19 protein-coding genes are annotated in these 21,174 nt (G+C 66.7%); 7 read left to right on the forward strand and 12 right to left on the reverse strand.

Going from position 1 to position 21,174, the window contains the following annotated elements; translation table 11 throughout:
* The first annotated feature begins 289 nt into the window (after positions 1-289).
* The gene (gene recQ / locus L8K25_RS05805) at positions 290-2,062 is read left to right on the forward strand and encodes a DNA helicase RecQ (protein WP_242138708.1); all 1,773 of its coding nucleotides are present in this window, start codon (positions 290-292) and stop codon (positions 2,060-2,062) included.
* A 58-nt stretch (positions 2,063-2,120) separates the two neighbouring features.
* On the opposite strand, the gene L8K25_RS05810 is transcribed toward recQ, so the two are convergent.
* The 4 genes from L8K25_RS05810 to L8K25_RS05825 form a co-directional block, all read right to left on the reverse strand.
* Positions 2,121-2,288 carry a hypothetical protein gene (locus L8K25_RS05810; RefSeq protein WP_242137967.1) on the reverse strand — a complete coding sequence of 56 codons (168 nt, stop codon included), beginning with the start codon at positions 2,286-2,288 and terminating at the stop codon, positions 2,121-2,123.
* Positions 2,289-2,305: 17 nt separating this feature from the next.
* A complete protein-coding gene (locus L8K25_RS05815; protein WP_242137968.1) occupies positions 2,306-3,892 on the reverse strand; it encodes a GMC family oxidoreductase N-terminal domain-containing protein in 1,587 nt (528 codons plus the stop codon).
* A gap of 106 nt (positions 3,893-3,998) precedes the next feature.
* The gene (locus tag L8K25_RS05820; RefSeq protein WP_242137969.1) at positions 3,999-4,394 is read right to left on the reverse strand and encodes a hypothetical protein; all 396 of its coding nucleotides are present in this window, start codon (positions 4,392-4,394) and stop codon (positions 3,999-4,001) included.
* A gap of 19 nt (positions 4,395-4,413) precedes the next feature.
* Positions 4,414-4,848, reverse strand: coding sequence for a TIGR01244 family sulfur transferase (locus tag L8K25_RS05825; protein WP_242137970.1), 435 nt, complete (start codon positions 4,846-4,848; stop codon positions 4,414-4,416).
* A 163-nt stretch (positions 4,849-5,011) separates the two neighbouring features.
* Between L8K25_RS05825 and L8K25_RS05830 the strand changes: the two genes are divergently transcribed.
* A complete protein-coding gene (locus L8K25_RS05830; RefSeq protein ID WP_242137971.1) occupies positions 5,012-5,251 on the forward strand; it encodes a hypothetical protein in 240 nt (79 codons plus the stop codon).
* Positions 5,252-5,335: 84 nt separating this feature from the next.
* Positions 5,336-6,430, forward strand: coding sequence for a mechanosensitive ion channel domain-containing protein (locus L8K25_RS05835; RefSeq protein ID WP_242137972.1), 1,095 nt, complete (start codon positions 5,336-5,338; stop codon positions 6,428-6,430).
* 205 nt (positions 6,431-6,635) lie between these two features.
* On the opposite strand, the gene L8K25_RS05840 is transcribed toward L8K25_RS05835, so the two are convergent.
* The 7 genes from L8K25_RS05840 to L8K25_RS05870 all read right to left on the reverse strand — a co-directional run bounded on the left by L8K25_RS05840 (position 6,636) and on the right by L8K25_RS05870 (position 12,951).
* Positions 6,636-8,069: an ammonium transporter gene (locus L8K25_RS05840; RefSeq protein ID WP_242138709.1), complete on the reverse strand. Its 1,434-nt coding sequence runs from the start codon at positions 8,067-8,069 to the stop codon at positions 6,636-6,638.
* Positions 8,070-8,080: 11 nt separating this feature from the next.
* A complete protein-coding gene (locus L8K25_RS05845) occupies positions 8,081-8,419 on the reverse strand; it encodes a P-II family nitrogen regulator (protein WP_242137973.1) in 339 nt (112 codons plus the stop codon).
* Positions 8,420-8,696: 277 nt separating this feature from the next.
* Positions 8,697-8,903 carry a DUF2007 domain-containing protein gene (locus L8K25_RS05850; protein WP_242137974.1) on the reverse strand — a complete coding sequence of 69 codons (207 nt, stop codon included), beginning with the start codon at positions 8,901-8,903 and terminating at the stop codon, positions 8,697-8,699.
* Entirely contained in the window at positions 8,900-10,042 is a 1,143-nt protein-coding gene (locus L8K25_RS05855; protein WP_242137975.1) for a M42 family metallopeptidase, read from the reverse strand. The genes L8K25_RS05850 and L8K25_RS05855 overlap by 4 nt, the downstream gene beginning before the upstream one ends.
* Positions 10,043-10,100: 58 nt before the next feature.
* The gene (locus L8K25_RS05860) at positions 10,101-11,048 is read right to left on the reverse strand and encodes a DUF5996 family protein (RefSeq protein ID WP_242137976.1); all 948 of its coding nucleotides are present in this window, start codon (positions 11,046-11,048) and stop codon (positions 10,101-10,103) included.
* Between the two features lie 219 nt (positions 11,049-11,267).
* Positions 11,268-12,698 (reverse strand): metalloprotease TldD, encoded by a 1,431-nt coding sequence (gene tldD / locus L8K25_RS05865; protein ID WP_242137977.1) that lies wholly within the window; start codon positions 12,696-12,698, stop codon positions 11,268-11,270.
* 19 nt (positions 12,699-12,717) lie between these two features.
* The gene (locus L8K25_RS05870) at positions 12,718-12,951 is read right to left on the reverse strand and encodes a zinc-finger domain-containing protein (RefSeq protein ID WP_242137978.1); all 234 of its coding nucleotides are present in this window, start codon (positions 12,949-12,951) and stop codon (positions 12,718-12,720) included.
* Positions 12,952-13,177: 226 nt separating this feature from the next.
* Here L8K25_RS05870 and L8K25_RS05875 point away from each other — a divergent pair, with 226 nt between their 5' ends.
* Positions 13,178-14,101: an ABC transporter ATP-binding protein gene (locus L8K25_RS05875; RefSeq protein WP_242137979.1), complete on the forward strand. Its 924-nt coding sequence runs from the start codon at positions 13,178-13,180 to the stop codon at positions 14,099-14,101.
* Between the two features lie 291 nt (positions 14,102-14,392).
* Here the strand turns inward: L8K25_RS05875 and L8K25_RS05880 are convergent, their stop codons facing one another.
* Positions 14,393-15,022 (reverse strand): LysE family translocator, encoded by a 630-nt coding sequence (locus tag L8K25_RS05880; protein WP_010161597.1) that lies wholly within the window; start codon positions 15,020-15,022, stop codon positions 14,393-14,395.
* 274 nt (positions 15,023-15,296) lie between these two features.
* Between L8K25_RS05880 and nadB the strand changes: the two genes are divergently transcribed.
* From nadB to polA, 3 genes are all read left to right on the forward strand, one after another.
* Positions 15,297-16,883, forward strand: a complete 1,587-nt coding sequence (nadB, locus tag L8K25_RS05885; protein WP_242137980.1) for an L-aspartate oxidase — start codon at positions 15,297-15,299, stop codon at positions 16,881-16,883.
* A gap of 270 nt (positions 16,884-17,153) precedes the next feature.
* Positions 17,154-18,281 carry a serine hydrolase gene (locus tag L8K25_RS05890; protein WP_242137981.1) on the forward strand — a complete coding sequence of 376 codons (1,128 nt, stop codon included), beginning with the start codon at positions 17,154-17,156 and terminating at the stop codon, positions 18,279-18,281.
* Between the two features lie 48 nt (positions 18,282-18,329).
* Positions 18,330-21,086, forward strand: coding sequence for a DNA polymerase I (gene polA / locus L8K25_RS05895; RefSeq protein ID WP_242138710.1), 2,757 nt, complete (start codon positions 18,330-18,332; stop codon positions 21,084-21,086).
* The last annotated feature ends 88 nt before the right edge of the window (positions 21,087-21,174 follow it).

Raw genomic sequence — 21,174 nt, forward strand, 5'->3', positions numbered from 1 at the left:
GCACGCCGGGGATCGCATTGCGCAAGAGGGCGCGTGTGCCGCGGCTCGTCCACGTCGAACCAGTGGGCACGCGACCGGCAAGGACGGGGTCCGAACCATCCGGTGGACTCGCGCCAGCGTCATGACGGTGGCAATGCCACAACGCGCGTGGTCGATCGAACGACGCGCCGGGCGCACCAGCCACCGACCTTCCCCGTCCCGGGGTCGCGAGGTCGCTTGGCAGGCACGGCGTTAATTGCGCCCGCGCGCCCCTTACGCTTTGGGACCGTGCACGCTAGATCGGGGCATGATGCTCGACCCCCTTCCGATCCTGCAATCGACCTTCGGCTTCCCCGGTTTTCGCGGAGTGCAGGGTTCGGTCGTCGAGCGCGTGCTGCGTGCCGAGAACACCCTCGCCGTCATGCCGACCGGCGCGGGCAAGTCGCTGTGCTATCAGCTGCCCGCGGTTGCGCTGCCCGGCACCTGCGTCGTCGTCTCCCCGCTGATCGCGCTGATGCACGACCAGTTGCGCGCGGCGACCGCGATCGGGATCAGCGCGGCGACGCTGACCTCGGTCGATACCGACCAGATGGAAACGATCGCGCGCTTCCGGCGTGGCGACCTCGACCTACTGTACGTCGCACCCGAGCGGGCCTCGAGCCAGAGCTTCCGTGATTTGCTTGGCCAGGCCCCGCTCGCGCTGTTCGCGATCGACGAGGCGCATTGCGTCTCCGAATGGGGGCATGACTTCCGCCCCGATTATCGCTTGCTCCGCCCGCTGCTCGATGCCTTCCCGGACGTACCAAGGCTCGCGCTGACCGCGACCGCCGATGCGCACACTCGCGCGGACATCCTCGACCAGCTCGGCATCCCGCACGAGGGCATGATCGTCGCTGGGTTCGACCGGCCCAACATCCAGTATCGCATCAGCCCCAAGGACAATGCCACCCGCCAGATCGCCGACCTGATCGCGGAGACGCCCGGCGCAGGTATCGTCTACGTCCAGAGCCGCGCCGGCACCGAAAAGATGGCCGAGGCGCTCGCCAAGACCGGGCGCCCGACGCGCGCCTATCACGCCGGGCTCGATCCGTCGGTCCGGGCGAAGAATCAGGCCGATTTCGTCGCGTCCGAGGACATGGTGATGTGCGCGACGGTCGCGTTCGGGATGGGGATCGACAAGCCCGACGTCCGCTTCGTGGCCCACGCCGGCCTGCCCAAGTCGATCGAGGCTTATTATCAGGAAACCGGCCGCGCCGGGCGTGACGGCGATCCGGCGATGGCGCATCTCTTCTGGGGCGCCGAGGATTTCGCGCGCGCGCGCCAGCGCATCGGCGAGGTCGAGCCCGTCCGCCAGCCAGGCGAGCGGCAGCGGCTCGCGGCGCTGGGCGCGCTCGCCGAGACGGCGGGGTGCCGCCGGCGGATCCTGCTCAAGCATTTCGGGGACGACTCGCCTGAGAATTGCGGCAATTGCGATAATTGCCTCAACCCGCCCGCCAGCATCGATGCGACGGAGGTGGCGAGGAAATTCCTCTCCGCCGTCTTTCGCACGGGGCAGAGCTTTGGCACGGGCTATATCGAACAGGTCCTGACCGGACAGTCGAGCGAGCGCAGTCTGATGAACGGGCATGAGGCGCTCGGGGTATGGGGCATCGCCGCGTCGCCCGAGGAAACCGCGCTGATCAAGCCGGTCGCCCGCGCGCTGCTGCTGCGCGATGCGCTCCGCGCGAACGATTTCGGCGGACTGGAGTTCGGCCCCGGCGCGCGCGGGATCCTCAAGGAGAACGACCGCGTCGACCTGATCGTCCCGCCGAAGCGCGCGCGGCGGACGCGGGGGGGTGCAAGCGGCGGCGCGGCGGCGAACCCGAGCGGCGATCCGCTGTTCGAGGCCCTGCGGACCAAGCGGCGCGAGCTGGCGCTGGAAGCCAGCGTGCCGCCATATGTGATCTTCCACGATTCCGTACTGCGCGAGATGGCGAACCTGCGCCCGGCGTCGCTCGGCGCGATGGGGCGGATCACCGGGGTCGGCGCGCGCAAGCTCGAGGCGTATGGCGAGGCGTTTCTGGCGGTGGTGCGGCGGTTCTAGGGAGCGGGCGTCGGACTACCTGCGCGGGATGACGGCCTGAACGGACCGTACCCTGACCTCAGGCGCGATTTTCATGATCGCGCTCACTGCCCGACGGTTCCACTGCCTTTGCCGCCCGCGCCGCCCGGTAGCGCCGCGTCGCGAGCAGCCCGCCCAGCACGAAGCCACCCGGCACCAGCAACACCGCCGCCGCCACTCCGATCCTGGTCCAGTCCTTGCGATCCATCGAAATCGCCTAGGCGGTCAGCGCAGATCGGTCGCCACGAAATCGGCACAGCGTTCGCCAATCATGATCGACGGGGCATTGGTGTTGCCCGAGACGAGCTTGGGCATGACCGATGCATCCGCGACATACAGTCCCTCCACCCCGCGAACCCGCAGTCGTGGATCGCACACGGCAGCCTCGTCCGATCCCATCCGCGCCGTCCCGACCGGGTGATAGACCGTATCCGCGCGCGACCGGATCAGATCCTCCAGCGCCGCGTCGTCGGACAGGTCGACCGGATGCCGGTCGCGGCCCTGATGGTCGCTGAGCGGAGGCTGTTCCAGGATCCGGTACATCGCGCGTACGCCCGCCTTCATCACGGCCATGTCGCGCGGGTCGGTAAGGAAGGCCGGGTCGATCAGCGGCGCTTCCCGCGCGTCGGTCGATCCGAGGCGTACCGTTCCGTGGCTTTCGGGACGGAGCACGCAGACATGGCAGGAATATCCGTGTCCCGGCACCTTGGTCCGGCCGTGATCCTCAAGCGCTGCAACCACGAAATGCAGCTGGACGTCGGGCGCGGGCGCGTCCGGCATCACTTTCAGGAATGCGCCGGCCTCGGCGAACGGGGTCGTCATCATCCCCTGGCGCTTGCGCAGCCACTGGATCATGCCGCCCGCCATCGCGATCGTCCCCTTCAGCGAACTGCCGACGAATTGCGTCCCCGGCGTCTCGAACGCGGCGACATAATCGATGTGGTCCTGCAGATTGGACCCGACGGCCGGCCGGTCGACCCGCACCGCAATGCCGTGGTCGCGCAAATGCGCCGCCGGGCCGATGCCCGACAATTGCAGCAACTGCGCGGTCCCGAACACGCCGCCGGCAAGGATCACCGCGCGCCGCGCGCGGATCTGGCGGGCCTGCCCGTCCTGAATATAGGTGACCCCGCTCGCTCGCGCGCCGTCGAACAGGACCCGCTCGACCGTCACCCCGGTCAGCACCGACAGGTTGGGGTGCGTCGGTCGGTCGCCGAGATAGGCGCGTGCCGAGGTCCAGCGTTCACCGTTGCGCTGTGTCACCTGGTACAGGCCGATTCCATCCTGCCGCGCGCCGTTGAAATCGGCGTTGTGCGGGATCTGCAGGCTCTCGCCCGCCGCGACGAAATCGCGGCTGCCGGGATTGGCATGATGCTGCTCGCTGACCCACAGCGGACCGTCGCCACCGTGGAAAGCGTCGCCGCCGCGCTCGTTATGCTCGCTGCGGCGGAACCACGGGAGCACGTCGTCATACGACCAGCCGGTGCACCCCATCGCCGCCCAATTGTCGTAATCCCAGCGATTGCCGCGGATGTAGATCATCGCGTTGATTGCGCTCGATCCGCCCATCCCCTTGCCGCGCGGCTGGTGCCCGCGCCGGCCGTTGAGCCCGGTTTGCGGGACGGTCTCGTAATTCCAGTTGGTCTTGGGGGTCTGGAACGCGAGCATTGCCGGAATCCGCGTGCGCAACCCGGTGTTGCGGCCGCCTGCCTCGAGCACCGCGACCGAGAATCTCCCGCCTTCGCTTAGCCGGCCCGCCGCAGCGGCACCGCCCGACCCTCCTCCGATGACGACGATGTCGACTTCTTCCACGGGCTGTCCTCTCACTCTCCACGGCCGTGGCTATGCTGCCATCGTGCCTTGCGTGTCGAACTTGGCACGAACCCGTGGCGGCCGCCAGAGGCCGCGCGTCACGGGATCAGTGAAAGGTCAGCGAAGATTCCAGCGCACGGACCTCGTCCGCAGTCACGCCGAACAGCAGCACGCCGCCGAACATTCGCTCACCGGTCTCGACCCGCACGCCCTCGATGTCCTGGCTCAGCGCGACGGGTGGAAGCAACCGCCGCGCGACGACCTTGGCGCCCCGCCGCTTGAGCATCGCGACCGCGCCCCCGCCCGCGACCAGCGCGGCATTGCCGTCGGTGCCGACCACCGCCCCGTGCGCGACGAAACCTGCGAGCAAAGTTTCTGCCATCTCGCGCGCTTGCGCTGCGTCGCCGATCCGGCTTTCGGCCAGCCGCAGCCAGCGCGCAACCAGGGCAAGGCCGATCAGCCCGGCGAGGCCATAGCCGATCACGTCCCAGCTCAGCGGCATCGGCGCGCGCCGGTCCGCGTCACTGTGGTGTCGACAGCGCGTCGAGCAACGGGCGCAGGCCGGTCAGGTCGTACCCAGCCGCCGCCGCCTTCGCCATGACGGCATCGGGATGCCCGCCCGCCTTGACCGCGGCAAGCGCCCACAGGTTGCACGACCGCGTACCCGAGCGGCAATAAGCGAGCACCGGCCCCTTGGCCTCCCCCAGCACCGCCGCCATCGCATCGATCTGCGGGTGCGAGAAACCGGCATGGGTCACGGGGATCGCGGTGTAGGTCATGCCAACGGCTGCGGCGGCGGCGGCGATCGCGTCGCCGCTCGGCTGTCCGAAATCCTCGCCGTCGGGGCGATTGTTGACGATGTCGGTGAAGCCTGCGGCAGCAAGCTCGGCGATCGCATCGGGCGCGATCTGCGGGGCGACGGCAATGCTGGCGTCGATGGTGCGAAGCGTGGTCATGGGCACCCTTATACCGTCCCAGCGCCGCGGCGAAAGGCTCGGCACCCCACACGTGCCGCCCGCCGATCCCAAGTCGTTCATTAACATTGACTTAAATCAATATATGTTGCGCCGCGGATCTATCGCAGTCATGGCCTCCCGCCACGGACACCACGGAAATCCGATGAACAAACTGCTGCAAGTTCTGGTCGTCATCACGATCGCTATCGTCGTGATGTTCGGGAGTCGCTGGTACATGTACGTCGCTTACGCCGACAGTCCGTATAACGAAGTCGGCATTGCCCTGAATGGCTACGCGCCGGCACCATTGCGGCACTGGGGCTGTGCCAAGCTGCATGCGCGGTTCCCGGGGCAATTGCCCCCGCTTGGCTGCGGCGGCGCTGATGGGCGCAGCTGGATCTGACCCAGGCATCGGAACGCCCGGTTGCGCTGATCCGTTAAGGAGGCGCTGCGATGGCGTAGTGTCACCTCGATCAGCGGAGGCCTTGTGATCGGCGACCTGGGATTGTCGCATTTGTGGGAGCAGCGGCTTGCCGCCGCAGTGACCTTTGCCGTCGCGATCGTGATCGCGCTGGTGTCCTACCGTATCGCGATGCTCGCACTGCGCCGGTTCACCGAGCGGACGCCGAGCCGCGCCGACAACATCGTGGTCGCGCGGATCGCCGCGCCGTTGCGCTGGATCTTCGTGGCGGTCGCGCTGAGCATGGCGGCGCGCGGAATCGACTTGCCCGCCCACCAGGCCGCGCTGGGCCAGCAGATCGCCGGATTCGTCATTCCTGCGCTGGTCGGCTGGATGGTGATCGCGACGATCCGGGCGGCCAACGACATCGTCGATCTGCGCTACGACATCAGCGTCGCGGACAATCTCAAGGCCCGTCGCAAGCGCACCCGCTATGCGATCCTGACGCGGATCGCGGTCATCTGCGTCGTCTTCATCACCTTGTGCATGATGCTGCTCAGCATCCCGGCGATCCGCGCCGTCGGCGTGACCCTGATGGCGTCCGCCGGACTTGCCGGCCTTGCGGTCGGCGCTGCGGCGCAGCCTGCGCTCAAGAACCTGATCGCGGGAATCCAGCTCGCCTTTACCGAACCGATCCGGCTCGACGACGTCGTCATCATCGAGAACGAATGGGGCCGGATCGAGGAAATCCGGCTGACCTATGTGGTGGTGCGGATCTGGGACGACCGTCGTTTGGTCGTGCCGGTAAGCAAGTTCCTGGAAGACAGTTTCCAGAACTGGACCCGGTCGAACGCGCAATTGCTGGGCTCGGTGTTCGTCTATGTCGACCCGGCGGCCGACGTCGCGCGGTTGCGGACGCATGTCGAGCGACTGGTGTCGGACAACCCCCGCTGGGACAAGCGCTTCTGGAACCTGCAGGTCACCGATGCGACCGCCGACGCGTTGCAGTTGCGCGTGCTGGCGACCGCGCAGGATGCGTCGATCGCTTTCGACCTGCGCTGCGACATTCGCGAGGGCCTGATGCGATACATCGCCACCGAAATGCCCGAGGCGATCGTGCGACGCCGTTTGCTGACGGACGGGTTCGCGGGACACACGACGACGGTGCCGGAAAGGCATTGACCGCGTTCGGACGGGACCTTGCCGCGGGACCCTGGGATCGAGATGTCACTGGCGGTAGGAATGGCATCGACCGTTGCTCCATGCCCGGTCCGATACACCGCAAGTCCCATAAAAAGCGGCCGGTGTGTTGCCACACCGGCCTAAGGTCGTCCGCAGGAGGAACATCGTGGGGCCGCCGGGCCACCCGACCCGGCAACCAAACTCGTCAGTAATTATAGGCGCGCTCGCCATGTTCGGTGATGTCGAGACCGTTATGCTCGACCTCTTCGGTCGGCCGCAGGCCGATCGTGAACTTGAGCGCGAGGAACAGGACCGCCGAGACGCCGCCCGACCACACCAGCGTGATGCCGACCGCGGTGAGCTGCTTCACCAGCTGCGCCGACATGCTGTACTCGGCAGCGGTCACCGCGACGGCCGGGAACTTGGTGTAATCGAAATACCCCTGTCCGCCGAGCGACGGCGCCGCGACGATCGCGGTGGCGAGCGCCCCGACGATCCCGCCGATGCAATGGACGCCGAACACGTCGAGCGAGTCGTCATACTTCAGCCACGCCTTTACATAGGTGACGAAGATGAAGCAGATCGGCGACACGACGAGCCCGAGGACGACCGAGGTCATCGGTGCGGCATAGCCCGAGGCCGGCGTGATCGCGACCAGCCCGGCGACCGCGCCCGTCACCGCGCCGAGCAGCGACGGCTTCTTGTGCACGACCTGGTCGATCACCGCCCAGGAGACGGCAGCGGCGGCGGTCGCGACGAAGGTGTTAATGAACGCGACCGCGGTGACGCCGTTCGCCTCGAGGTTGGACCCGGCGTTGAACCCGAACCAGCCGACCCACAACAGGCTCGCGCCGATCATCGTCATCGTCAGCGAGTGCGGCGGCATCGGCTCGCGGCCATAGCCGAGGCGTGGACCGATCACGAGGCAACCGACCAGCCCGGCGATCCCGGCATTGATGTGGACGACGGTGCCGCCGGCGAAGTCGAGGGCGCCAAGGTTGAACAGCCAGCCGCCGTCGGTCGGCGATCCGGGGAGGAAATCGGGGCCTGCCCAATACCACACCATGTGCGCGATCGGGAAATAGACGATCGTCATCCACGCCACCATGAAGATCATCAAGGGCGTGAACTTCACGCGTTCCGCAAACGCCCCGATGATCAGCGCCGGCGTGATGCAGGCGAACGTCATCTGGAAGCAGACATACGCGAATTCAGGAATGTAGACGTTGTTGGAGAAGGTCGCCGCCAGCGTGGTGCCGTCGACGCCGCGCAGGAACGCCTTGGACAGCCCGCCGAAGAAATGGTTTTCGCCGCCCGAGGTAAAGGCCATCGAATAGCCCCACGACACCCAGACGAGCGACGCGATGCAGACGATCATCAGCACCTGCATCAGCACCGACAGCATGTTCTTGGTGCGGACCAGCCCGCCGTAGAACAGCGCCAGCCCCGGGACCGACATCATCAGCACGAGTGCCGAGGAAACCAGCATCCAGCTGGTATCGCCCTTGTTGACCATCGTCGCCATCTGCGCGGCGGTCGGCGCCTTGATCAGCGCGGGCGCCTGCGCCCATGCGGGTAACGCCGCAAGGAACGAGGCCCCCGCCAGCGCCGCCAAACCCGTTTTCATCCCTGGCTTCATCATTACCCCCCTCACAACGCGGTCTCGTCTGTTTCGCCGGTGCGGATGCGAACGGCTTGCCCCACATCGAGCACGAAGATCTTGCCATCACCGATCGCCCCGGTGTTTGCCGACGCCTGGATCGACTCGACCACGCGGGCCGCGACATCGGAACCGCACACGACCTCGATCTTGATCTTGGGGACCATGTTGGTGCTGTACTCGGCGCCACGGTAGATCTCGGTCTGGCCCTTCTGGCGCCCGAACCCCTTGACCTCCGTCACGGTCATGCCTGCGACGCCGATTTCGGTCAGTGCCTCGCGCACGTCGTCGAGCTTGAATGGTTTGATGATGGCTATGACAAGCTTCACGCAAGAACCCCCCTGGTTATTGGTCCTGAGGGGATGTCATGCAATCGCCATGCCAAGACACGATCGACGCGTTACGGCGTATTTTCGGGACAGGAACGGTTACCAAAAGGTAAATTTTTGTGCAGTTGCGAATGTCTGCCTAAGAATCAGGCAGTGGGATCGTTGGGTTGGGCTCGCCCGCGAACCCTTGTGCGCCTGACCTTCGCTGGAGCGCTGCCCTCGTGCGAGCGAACGTTCTGCCGGGCGACAGTACAGAGCCGCTCCGCCGCGCGCCGCTTCAGCCCGCCGCCGTCCCCAGGATGGCGCGGGCGGTATCGGCGTCCTTGTCGTCCACCATCACGCGGACCGGAATGAAGAACTGACTCCCATCCGCGATGCTTGCATTCCCATCGAGCGCGATCGCCATGATCCCCTCGGAGTCTAGCCGCCCGATCACGATATAGGCCTCGTTGCGCCCGAACCGTCCAACCTCGACCAGGCTCATGGCGTGAAATCGCGCAGGTCGGCGACCGTCCTGGCATCGAGCTTGCCGATCAGCGCGACGACGAGATCGACGGTGCGATCGAAATCGGCACGGTCGATGATGCCGTTATGCGCATGCGTATATCGCGCGGGCACGACGAGATTGACCGTCGGCACCCCGCCGTTGGTCGCCTGGATCGCGGCGCTGTCGTCGCCATACCCCTGGACCAGATCGTGTTGCAGCGGGATGCGTGCGCCCGCCGCCGTCGCGTCGACCAGCCGCACGAACTTGCGGTTGGGCAAGGTGCTCGAGTCGTAGAGGAAGATCCCCGGACCGCCGCCCAGCACGGCCTGCGTTTCCTCCGGGTTGCGCCCCGGACTGTCGCCCGCGATCCCGCCTTCGATCGCGATGCCGATGTCGGGCTTGATCAGGTCCGCCGAGGTGCGCGCGCCACGTAGCCCGACTTCCTCCTGGACGGTCGCCACGACGAACAGTTGGTTGGGGTGTCCGGTACTGCGCAGACGGCGCAGTGCTTCGATGATCACCGCGAGCCCGACGCGGTCGTCCCACGCCTTGCCGAGATAGCGATCCCCCTTGCCCATCACCGCGAACGGCGAATCGGGCACGACCGGATCCCCCGGCGACAGGCCGAGCGCGGCAACCTCGGCGGGCGTCTTCGCGCCGACATCGAGATAGAGCTTGTCGCGCGGATAGACCTTGCCGCGTTCGTCCGCCGGCACGACATGGACGTCGCGGATCCCGGTCACGGCATGGACCGGCCCGTTCTTGCCGATGATGATCCAGCGCTGGTCGGGCAGCGCCTGGTCGAGCCAGCCACCGAGCATCTGCATCGACAGATATCCCGTAGGCGTCACGCGCCGCACCACCCCGCCGAGCTCGTCCATATGCGCGTCGAGCATGATCCTAGGCCCGCTCGTGCCGTGCTGCGCGATCACCGAGCCGACGCCGTCATAGCTGAGCTTGTCGGCCATCGGCTTGAGTTCGCGCACCATGATCGCGCGAACCGCTTCCTCGAATCCCGACGGGCCGGGCGCATCGGCAAGCGCGCTCAAGAGCCGTTCGGTACGGTCGCCCGACTGCGCCTCCACAGGACCGGCGAAGATCGCCAAGGTGATGAAAACGGGAAGAAACTTTTTCATGATCGGCGACCTCTCAACGCGGCCCATGGTTGCAGCCAGGCCGCGCCGATGCAAGCGGTCAGACGCTGCGCGGCACACCTGGCCGCCCCGTCCCGCAATCGAGCGCGGCGCGGTCCCACTGTGCGAGATCGGCGGCGGCGTCATAGGTCGACTGACAAAAGGCCAGCAACGCCGCATCCGGATCGGACGCGGCGCGCACCGCGTCATAGGGCAGCAGGAATTCGCCCAGCGCGACGTTCCATTCTGCCGCCGCAGGAACGACCTTCGCTTCGGCATACCCTTCGGGCGCGGGATAGGCGTAGGCGTAGAACGCGGCTTTCGGATACGCATCGCTGCCCGGCCAGAAACCGACGCTGGCTTCCTCATGGCTGTACGCATCGCGCGTCACGGCATCGGGAAGGCCGGGGAAGCTGCCGGGATGGGTCGGCGCAGCGCGGCCCGAGAAACGCGTGACGGCGAGATCGAAGCTGCCCCAGAAGAAGTGCACCGGGCTCGCCTTGCCGACGAAGCCGGTGCGGAACTCGCCGAATACGCGCGCCACCTGAATGAGAGCGCGCCAGAACGCTCGCACGGCATCGGCGTCATAGGGGCGGTCTGCGGTATCTTCGGCGAAGGGGGGCATGTCGGCCATTTCGCTCGGGGTGCCGTCGAAGATGGCGGGTACATCGAGCTCGGTCAGGCAAGCGATGACCGTCCTGTAAAAATGCGCGATACTGCCGGAGTTGAGACCGATCCCGCGGCTGCGGCCATCGCTGGCCATGAACACCAGCCGGTCGTGCAACAGGTCGAACTCGATCTCGAGGATGCGGTCGCCGACGGGGATGGCCGAGGTGGTAAGCCCGCGTGCCGAGACGTAGAGCGGCACGTGCCAGCTATGGTTGAGCCACGGCGTCAGCGCGAGCCGGACCTTGCCGATGATCTGGGCGCGGAGCTGAAGGCCGATCGCGGTTTCGCGCCAGGCGGGCCAGTCGAGGTCCGGCCAGGATGGGATCGTCGGTGCGGTCAACCTGCTCTCTCCTTCCGTCGAGCCAGCGATGGCCGGGTCGCCCTACCGCTAGCGCGATACCCTTCATCCATAGTCGTCGCTGTTCTCCTGCGAAAGCAGGAGTCCAGGGGTTACGAGAGCAACTTAGCAGGACGTTCCTGGCTCTGGGTTCCTGCCTGCGCAGGAACACCAAGGCGAACCGGCCGACATTACCGTCAACGAGGCGACGCCCGCCGGTGCTTACATCGCCGTCCCGCCAACCGTCAGCCCGCCGACCAGCAGCGTCGGCTGCCCGACGCCGGCGGGCACGCTCTGCCCGCCCTTGCCGCACATGCCGATGCCTTCGTCGAGCGCGAAATCGTTGCCGATCCCCTCGACCTTGGTCAGGCACGACGGCCCGTCGCCGATCAGCGTCGCGCCCTTGATCGGCGCGCCGATCTTGCCGTTCTCGATGCGATACGCCTCGGTGCACGAGAAGACGAACTTGCCCGACACGATGTCGACTTGCCCGCCGCCGAACGCCTTGGCGAAGATGCCCGACTTGACGCGCGACAACAGCTCGGCCGGATCGTCATTCCCGCCACGCATGAAGGTGTTGGTCATCCGCGGCATCGGCGCATGCGCGAAGCTCTCGCGACGCCCGTTGCCGGTCGGCGCGACGCCCATCAGCCGCGCGTTGAGCCGGTCCTGGATGTAGCCCTTGAGAATCCCGTCCTCGATCAGCACGTTCTCCTGCGTCGGCGTGCCCTCGTCGTCGATCGACAGCGACCCGCGGCGATCCGCGATCGACCCGTCGTCGACCACCGTCACGCCAGGGGCCGCGACGCGCTCGCCGATCCGCCCGGAGAAGGCGCTGGTGCCCTTGCGGTTGAAATCGCCCTCGAGCCCGTGGCCGATCGCCTCGTGCAGCAGAATTCCCGGCCAGCCCGGCCCGAGCAGCACGGTCATCTCACCCGCGGGCGCTGCAACCGAATCGAGATTGACGACGGCCTGCGCCAGCGCCTCGTCGATCGCGCGGTTCCACGTCGCGGGCTCCATCAGGTCGGTGTAGAGATAGCGCCCGCCGATCCCGAAGCTGCCGGTCTCGCGGCGGCCATTCTGCTCGACCACGATCGACACGTTAAGCCGCACCAGCGGTCGGATGTCGGTCGCCATGAAGCCATCGGCGCGGACGATCTCGACCACGTTCCAATTGCCCATCAGCGATACCGACACCTGCGCCACACGCGGATCGCGCGCGCGGGCGGCGGCGTCGATCGTCTGGCACAGATTCACCTTGTCGGCGAAGGGGATCAGGTCGAGCGGATCGGCGTCGGTATAGAGATGCCGGTTGGTGGCGCGCGGCGGCGCGGCCTTGGGGCTGGCCGACGGATCGATCAGCGCCATCGTCTCGGACGCGCGCTTGATCGCCGCGGCGCTCAGTTCGTTGGCGTGCGCAAAGGCGGTCATCTCGCCCGACACTGCCCGCAGGCCAAAACCCGAATGCGTGTCGTAGCTCGCGGTCTTCAGCCGGCCATCGTCGAAGCCGAACGCTTCGGACTTGCGATATTGCAGGTAAAGCTCGCCGTCATCGGCCTTGCCGAGCGCGGCTGCGGTGAGGGCCTGCGCCTCGTCAGGGGACAGCTGTCCGTCATGATAGAGGAAAGCGCGGGGGTCTGCGGGACTCGTCATACCCCCGAATATAGGAGGCTCAGCGGCCTGCGCCATCCCCATGATCGCGAAGCGTCGCCTGGTCCGCGCCATCGGCGGGTCCGCCGATCAGGATGAAGCGGCGGTCGCAATAGCCGCAATCGACATAGCCGGTCTCGTCGATCTCGAGAAACACGCGCGGATGGCCAAGGCTCGCGCCGCCAGGAATGTCGGTCGCGCCGTCGCAGATGTTGCGGGCGTGGGTGACGCGGAGGATTTCGGGCGGGGCGATCATGGGGGCGCGTGTAGCAAGGTCGGTTATTGGCGACAATGATCAAGTCGGGGGTTTTGAAGGCTAGTGTGCCATTGCGCCGTGTTCCTGCGCAGGCAGGAACCCAGAGCCACACAAGTATCCGCTTGCGGTCTTTGGAACTCCTGGGCTCCTGCCTGCGCAGGAGCACGAGCGAGCGGAACCGCAATTTAGGCTTTCCGCGCACGCCCCGCGTGCCTAATGCCGACTCATGACGGAAGCTGCCATCTCCATCGCCAATTTGAGCAAGACCTACAAAGGCGGCAAGCAGGCGCTCGACGACGTGTCGTTCGACGTGCCGCGCGGCCAGATCTTCGGGCTGCTCGGCCCCAACGGCGCGGGAAAATCCACGCTGATCAACATCCTAGCGGGCCTGGTCAACAAGACCGGCGGGACCGCGTCGATCTGGGGTTTCGACATCGATCAGCACCCGCGCAACGCCAAGGTGTCGATCGGGATCGTCAATCAGGAGATCCTGTTCGACCCGTTCTTCTCGCCGTTCGAGACGCTCGAGATCCAGGGCGGGCTGTACGGCGTCCCCAAGGCCAAGCGCCGCTCGATGGAATTGCTCCGCGCGGTGCATCTGGAGGACAAGGCCAACGCCTATGCGCGCACGCTGTCGGGGGGCATGAAGCGCCGCCTGATGGTCGCCAAGGCGATGGTCCACTCGCCCCCCGTACTGGTGCTCGACGAGCCGACCGCGGGCGTCGACATCGAGCTGCGCCAGCAACTCTGGGCCTATGTCCGTTCGCTCAACGAGGCGGGCGTCACGGTGGTGCTGACGACGCATTACCTCGAGGAGGCCGAGGAATTGTGCGACCGGATCGCGATCATCAACCACGGCAAGGTGATCGCGAACGAACCGACGCGCGACTTGCTGGCGAAGGCGACCGAGAAGATGGTCGAGGTGACGGTCGACCGCGACGTGGCAGTCGCGCCCGCCAACGCCTGTTTCCAGAAGATCGAGCTGAAGGGCACGCGGACGCTCGCGATCACCTATGCCAAGGACAAGGTCAACGCGGGCGAAGTGCTCGCGGCGGTGCAGGCGGATGGCTATGGCATCGTCGACGTGTCGACGCGCGAGGCGGACCTGGAGGACGTGTTCCTCAACCTGACACGCGCTGCGAACGCGTAAGGACGGCCTCCCCCATTTCCGTCATCCCCGCGCAGGCGAGGCCTCTGCGAACCATGGATGTTCTCCCGCGAAGGCGGGAGTCCAGGGGTCGCGAGAACTGTAACTCGTTGTTCTGCGTGGCTCTGGATTCCCGCCTTCGCGGGAAAGCAGCAAATGATGGGTCCGTAACCCGGCTTTCGCAGAGGTCTCGCGCAGGCGGGGATCCATACTGGCTGACGGCGCAGACTATGACGGACGGTGCCTATGGATTCTCGCCTCCGCGGGAATGACGGAAGGGGGGCAAGGTCTCCCTCAAGAATGCCGCGTCCGCAGCAGCGCGAGCCCGAAGCCGATAAAGATCACCCCCGTCACCCGGTTGAACAGCCGCTTGACCGCGGGCCGCTCGAGATATCCCGCGAGCGACCGCCCGCCCAGCGCATAGACCCCGTACCAGAAGCTCTCCAGCACCGCGAAGGTCACCACCAGCAGCGCAAATTGCGGCGGCTTGGGGAACGCAGGATCGACGAATTGCGGAAAGAAGGCGGCTGCGAACAAGATCAGCTTCGGATTGCTGATCCCGATCGCGAACCCGCCGCGGAACAGCGCGCGCAGCGACAGCGTGCGCGGCAGCTCCCCCTCCGCCACGTCGATCGGCGCCCCGTTGCTGCGCCACGCCTTGATTCCGAGGTAGATAAGATACGCGACCCCCACATAGCGCAGCACGTCAAACGCGCCCGGCACCGCAAGCAACAGCGTCGTCACTCCCGCCGCCGAGGCGGTCAGCACCAGCACCAGCGCGAGCAGGCATCCCGCCATCGCCGCGACGCTGCGCTTCAGCCCCATCTCGACGCTGCGCGACAGGATGTGGAGCATGTTGGGCCCCGGCGTCCCGCACAGCAGGAACACCGCGCCGGTAAACAGCCACCAATTGTGGAGGGTCATCGTTCAAGTCTCGGTATCGCGTGAACCTCGCCGCTAGCGGGAAAGTCCCCTAACGTCACCCCGGCGGAGGCCGGGGCCGCCACGTTGCTTTGTGCACCGTCTGCCCCAGACGGGACGGCCCCGGCCTTCGCCGGGGTGACGGGGGGTGTTGCAGCGCTGCTGCCACCCGCCCACACCGCTAGGCAAGCCCGCCAATCCACGATACCAGCCGCTGTGACAGACGTGTGACGTCGGTCCGCCGCGGCACCCGGCCAAAGCGGGAAGTGGAGAAGCGATGCAGTCCGACGTCCTCATCATCGGCTCCGGCGCGGCCGGACTGACCGCCGCGCTCAACCTAGCGGATCGCTTCAACGTCACCGTGCTCGCCAAGGGGCAGCTCAACGAGGGCTCGACCGCCTGGGCGCAAGGCGGGATCGCCGCGGTGCTCGAGGAAGGCGACACGTTCGAGAGCCATGTCGAGGATACGATGATCGCGGGCGCAGGGCTCAACGATCGCGCGACGGTCGAGATGGTCGTCGAACGCGCGCCCGCCGCGATCGCGCGGCTGGTCGAGCTGGGCGTACCGTTCGCGACCGAAACCGCCGACAATGGCGGCGGGCTGCATCTGACGCGCGAGGGCGGGCATTCGCATCGCCGGATCGTCCATGTCGCCGACGCGACCGGCTGGGCGGTGCAGGAAGCGTTGCAGCGCGCCGCGACCGATCACCCCAACATCACGCTCGTCCCCAACATGGTCGCGATCGACCTTGCGACCAGCCGGCACGAGGAACGCTATTCGGGTGCGGGCAACGTGTGGGGCGTCTATGCCGTCAACCGCGCGACCGGCCGGGTCGAGCTTCACACCGCGCGCGCGACGATCCTCGCGACCGGCGGCGCGGGGCGGACCTATCTCTTTTCGACCGCGCCACGTGGCGCGACCGGCGACGGCATCGCGATGGCGTGGCGCGCGGGGTGCCGCGTCTCCAACATGGAGATGATGCAGTTCCATCCGACTTGCCTCTACAATCTCGACGTCAAGAATTTCCTGATCACCGAGGCGGTGCGCGGGGAGGGCGGGCATTTGCTGCTCCCCGAAAACGGCTATCGCTTCATGCCCGAGGTCGACCCGCGCGCCGAACTCGCGCCGCGCGACATCGTCGCGCGCGCGATCGATCATGAGATCAAGCGGCTCGGGCTCGATTACGTCCACCTCGACATCAGCCACAAGGGCCCGGACTTCATCCGCGCGCACTTCCCCAACATCTACGAGAAACTGCTCGGGCTCGGGATCGACATGACGACCGACCCGATCCCGGTCGTCCCCGCGCAGCATTACACCTGCGGCGGGATCGTGGTGGATCTCGACGGGCGGACCGATCTGCCTGGTCTCTATGCGGCGGGCGAATGCAGCGAGAGTGGCTTGCACGGCGCGAACCGGCTCGCGTCCAACTCGCTGCTCGAATGCTTCGTCTTCGGCGAAGCGTGCGCGCAGCATATCGCCGAGCATTGGGACGAACTGCCCGAGCCCCCGCCGATCCGCGCGTGGGACGAAAGCCGCGTCGAGGATTCGGACGAGGAAGTCGTGATCAAGCAGAACTGGACCGAGATCCGCCGGTTCATGTGGAATTACGTCGGCATCGTGCGGACGACCAAGCGGCTCGAGCGCGCGCAGCACCGGATCCGGATGCTGACCGAGGAAGTGAACGATTATTACGGCCACTTCCGCGTCACGCCCGACCTGATCGAGCTGCGCAACCTGCTCCAGACCGCCGAGCTGATCGTGCGCTCGGCGCTGGCGCGCAAGGAATCGCGCGGGCTGCATTACACGCTCGATTATCCGGACATGCTGCCCGAGGCGCGCGATACGATTCTGGTGCCGTAGAGCCCGTCACCCCGGCGGAGGCCGGGGCCGTCTCGTTTCAGGCAGCCGGCCGGCAAAACAACGCGACGGCCCCGGCCTTCGCCGGGGTGACGGGAAATTTTGGCGGGTTTCCGTAGTCCGTACCGTCCTGTCGTAAAGCGAAGGCGTCTGGTCGCAGCTTCCGATCGTACCCATTTCTCAAACCAGATCTGGCCCTATCGCGAGAGTTCAGGGCATGGTGCCGGGCGGGAAACAAATTCGGTGGTTGCGCATATTGTACCTCTGCACCTCATGAAGCCCGCAGCCACCCTGCTGCTCATCTCCGCGCTGTGCGCCTGCGGGTATGGCACGCGCGTCCAGAGCGCGCGCGGCGCGCAGACGCAGGCCCCGTTGGTCGTCGCGATCCCGCCGCGTTCGGGGCCGGCACCGGTCGGCCACCGCGTCCTGCCCCAGCCGCCGATGCTGACCGCGACCATCACGCAACTGGTCCGTGGCTTCAGCGGCAAGGCCGGGGTCGCGGTGCGCAGCGTCGACGATGGCTGGATGATCAACGCGGGCGGGAGCCAGCGCCTGCCGCAGCAGAGCGTCAGCAAATTGTGGGTCGCGATGACCGTGCTCGCCGCGCGCGATGCGGGCAAACTGCGGCTCGACGATCCGATCACGCTGACCCGCGACGACATCACGCTGTTCCACCAGCCGATCGCGGGGCTGATCCGTGGCGATACCGGCTATCGCACGACGGTCGGCGAATTGCTCCAGCGCGCGCTGACGATGAGCGACAATACCGCGAACGACCGGCTGCTCCGTCTGGTCGGCGGGCCGACCGCGGTGCGCGGGTTCATCGCGCGCAAGGGGCTTGGCGCGATCGGCTTCGGCCCGGGCGAGCGGATGTTGCAGGCGAACACCGCCGGGCTGACGTGGCAGCCGTCCTACGCGTTCAACGACGGCTTCAACCGCGCGCGCAACGCGCTGACCCGCGCCGATCGCCTTGCCGCGTTCAACCGTTATGTCGCAGCCCCGCCCGACGGTGCTGCACCCGCCGCGATCGCGACCGCGCTCGCGCGGCTCAAGCGCGGGGAGATCCTGTCGGCTCCCTCGACCTCCTATCTGATCGGGACGATGCAATCCTCGCACACCGGCAAGATGCGGCTGCGCGGCGCGGTGCCGCCGGGCTGGACGTTCGGGCACAAGACCGGGACCGGGCAGGATTTCGCGGGCCGCACCGCAGGCTATAACGACGTCGGCCTGCTGATCGCGCCCGATGGCCGGACCTATGCGATCGCGGTGATGATCGGCGACACGCTCCGCCCGATTCCGGCGCGGCAGCAATTGATGCAGGCGGTCGTCTCAAGCGTCGTCGCGACACATGCGAGCACAATTTCTGCCAATCGCGCCAACACGAGCCGCCCGAACGGCTGAACGCAAAGCGGGCTTCTGCTAGCGCGCAGGCGCTGCTATCGCCGCATGATGCCGCATCTCTATCTTGTCGATGGCTCGGGATACATCTTCCGCGCGTATCACCGCCTCCCCCCGCTCACCAACAAGCATGGCGAGCCTGTCGGCGCGGTCTATGGCTATACCACGATGCTGTGGAAGCTCGCGGACGAGGTACATGCCGCGGACGGCCCGACGCATATGGCGGTGATCCTCGACAAGTCGTCCAAGACCTTCCGCAACGACCTGTACGACCAATACAAGGCGCACCGCCCGCCGCCGCCCGAGGATCTCGTCCCCCAGTTCCCGATGATCCGCGATGCGACGCGCGCCTTCTCGCTGCCGTGCATCGAGACCGAGGGGCTGGAGGCGGACGACATCATCGCCTGCTATTCGCGCGCAGCCTTGGCGCAGGGGTGGGAAGTCACGATCGTGTCGTCGGACAAGGATCTGATGCAGCTGATCGAGCCCGGGCTCGACATGTACGACACGATGAACAACCGACGGCTCGGCGCGGAGCATGTCGCGGAGAAATTCCACGGCATCACGCCCGCGCAACTCGGCGACGTGCTCGCGCTGATGGGCGACAGCGTCGACAACGTGCCGGGCGTCCCCGGCGTCGGCCCCAAGACCGCGGCCAAGCTAATCCTCGAACATGGCGATCTCGAATCGGTGCTCGCCGCCGCCGAGGGGATGAAGAAGGGCAAGCTGCGCGACAATCTGATCGAACATGCCGGCATGGCGCGGCTGTCGAAGGAACTGGTGACGCTCAAATGCGACGTCGCCTTGCCCGAGCCGCTCGAGGATCTCGAACTCAAGGGCATCCCCGATGCGCCGCTGCGGGTGTTCCTTGAACATCACGGCTTCCGCTCGTTGCTCGCCAAGCTGTCGGCAGTCGCGGATGCGCCGGTCCCTGCCCCCAAGTCCGTTCCGACCGAGCAGGATCCGCCGTGCGAGGTCGATTCGTACGAGACCGTGGTCGACGAGGCCGCGCTCGACCGCTGGATCACGCTCGCGCGGCATCAGGGCTGGATCGCGATCGACACCGAGACGACCGGGATCGACGCGACTCGCGCCGAGCTGGTCGGGATCAGTATGGCGCTCCACCCCAATCTCGCCTGCTATGTCCCGCTCGCGCATGGCGGAAGCGGGCTGTTCGCGGAAAAGCCCGAACAGCTGACGGTCGAGGTCGCGCTGGCGAAACTGAAGCCGCTGTTCGAGGATCCTTCGGTCCTCAAGATCGGGCATAACCTGAAGTATGACATGATCGTGCTCGGGCGCTTGGGCGTCGGCGTCGCGCCGTTCGACGACACGATCCTGATGAGCTTCGATCTCGACGCGGGGCTTCACGGCCACAGCATGAACGAACTCGCGGCGACGCATCTGTCGCACAGCTGCATCGCGTTCAAGGACGTGGTCGGTGTCGGCAAGACGCAGCGGACCTTCAACGAGGTCGATCTGGTCGCCGCCACCCGCTACGCCGCGGAGGATGCCGACGTGACGCTGCGGCTGTGGCGGCGGTTCAAGCCGCGCCTCGCCGCCGAGGGTGCGACGCGGGTGTACGAGATGGTCGACCGTCCGCTCGCGCCGGTCATCGCGCAGATGGAGCGCCACGGAATCAAGGTCGATCGCGAAAAGCTCGCGCAACTGTCGGGCGAATTCTCGACACAGATCGGTGCGCTCGAAGTCGATATCCATGCGCTCGCGGGCGGCACGTTCACGATCGGCAGCCCCAAGCAATTGGGCGACGTGCTGTTCGAACGGATGGGGATCAAGGGCGGGCGCAAGGGCAAGTCCGGGGTCTATTCGACCGACGTGACCGAACTCGAGCGGATCGCGGCTGATAAGGACTCCCCCGGCAAGGACATTGCGACCAAGGTGCTCGAATGGCGGCAGCTGTCCAAGCTCAAGTCGACCTATACCGATGCGCTGCAGGCGCAGATCAACCCAGCGACGGGGCGTGTCCACACGTCCTATTCGCTGACTGGCGCGCAGACCGGGCGGCTGTCGTCGACCGACCCGAATTTGCAGAACATCCCGATCCGCACCGAGATCGGCCGCCAGATCCGCGACGCGTTCGTGGCCGAGCCCGGCAACGTCCTGCTCGCCGCCGATTACTCGCAGATCGAGCTGCGGCTCGCAGCGCATATGGCGGACGTGCCGCAGCTTCGCGACGCGTTCGCGAGTGGTGCCGACATCCACAGCCTGACCGCGCAGGAACTGTTCGGCGAGGTCAATCGCGACACGCGCGGGCGCGCCAAGACGATCAACTTCGCGATCCTCTACGGGATCAGCCGCTGGGGTCTGGCGGGGCGGCTCGACGTGACCGCGGACGAGGCGCAGGCGATGATCGACCGCTATTTCGATCGCTTCCCCGGCATCCGCAACTATATCGCGCAGACCACCGAGACGGTCCGCGCGAGCGGCTACACCACCACGCTGTTCGGGCGGAAGACACACTTCCCGCGCATTTCCTCCAAGATCCAGCACGAACGCCAGGGGGCCGAGCGCGCCGCGATCAACGCGCCGATCCAGGGGACCTCCGCCGACATCATCAAGCGCGCGATGGTGCGGATGGGGCCGGCATTGCTCGAGGCGGGGCTGCCCGATGTGCGGATGCTGTTGCAGGTGCATGACGAACTCGTGTTCGAACTGCCCGAAGGCGACGTCGCCGCGGCGAAACCCGTGATCGAACGCGTGATGGCGACCGCCGCCGAACCCGCAGTCCAGCTCAGCGTGCCGCTCGGCATCGAGATCGGCACCGGCCTGAGCTGGGGGGCCGCGCATTGACGACAGTAACGGGGGGCGTACCGACCGACCGTGGGGGCACGGACGACGAGATCAACGCACTGGCCAAGGGTGGCCGGACCAATATCCT

This window comes from Sphingomonas sp. TREG-RG-20F-R18-01 (assembly GCF_022662475.1).
In the GTDB taxonomy this organism is placed as follows: Bacteria; Pseudomonadota; Alphaproteobacteria; order Sphingomonadales; family Sphingomonadaceae; genus Sphingomonas.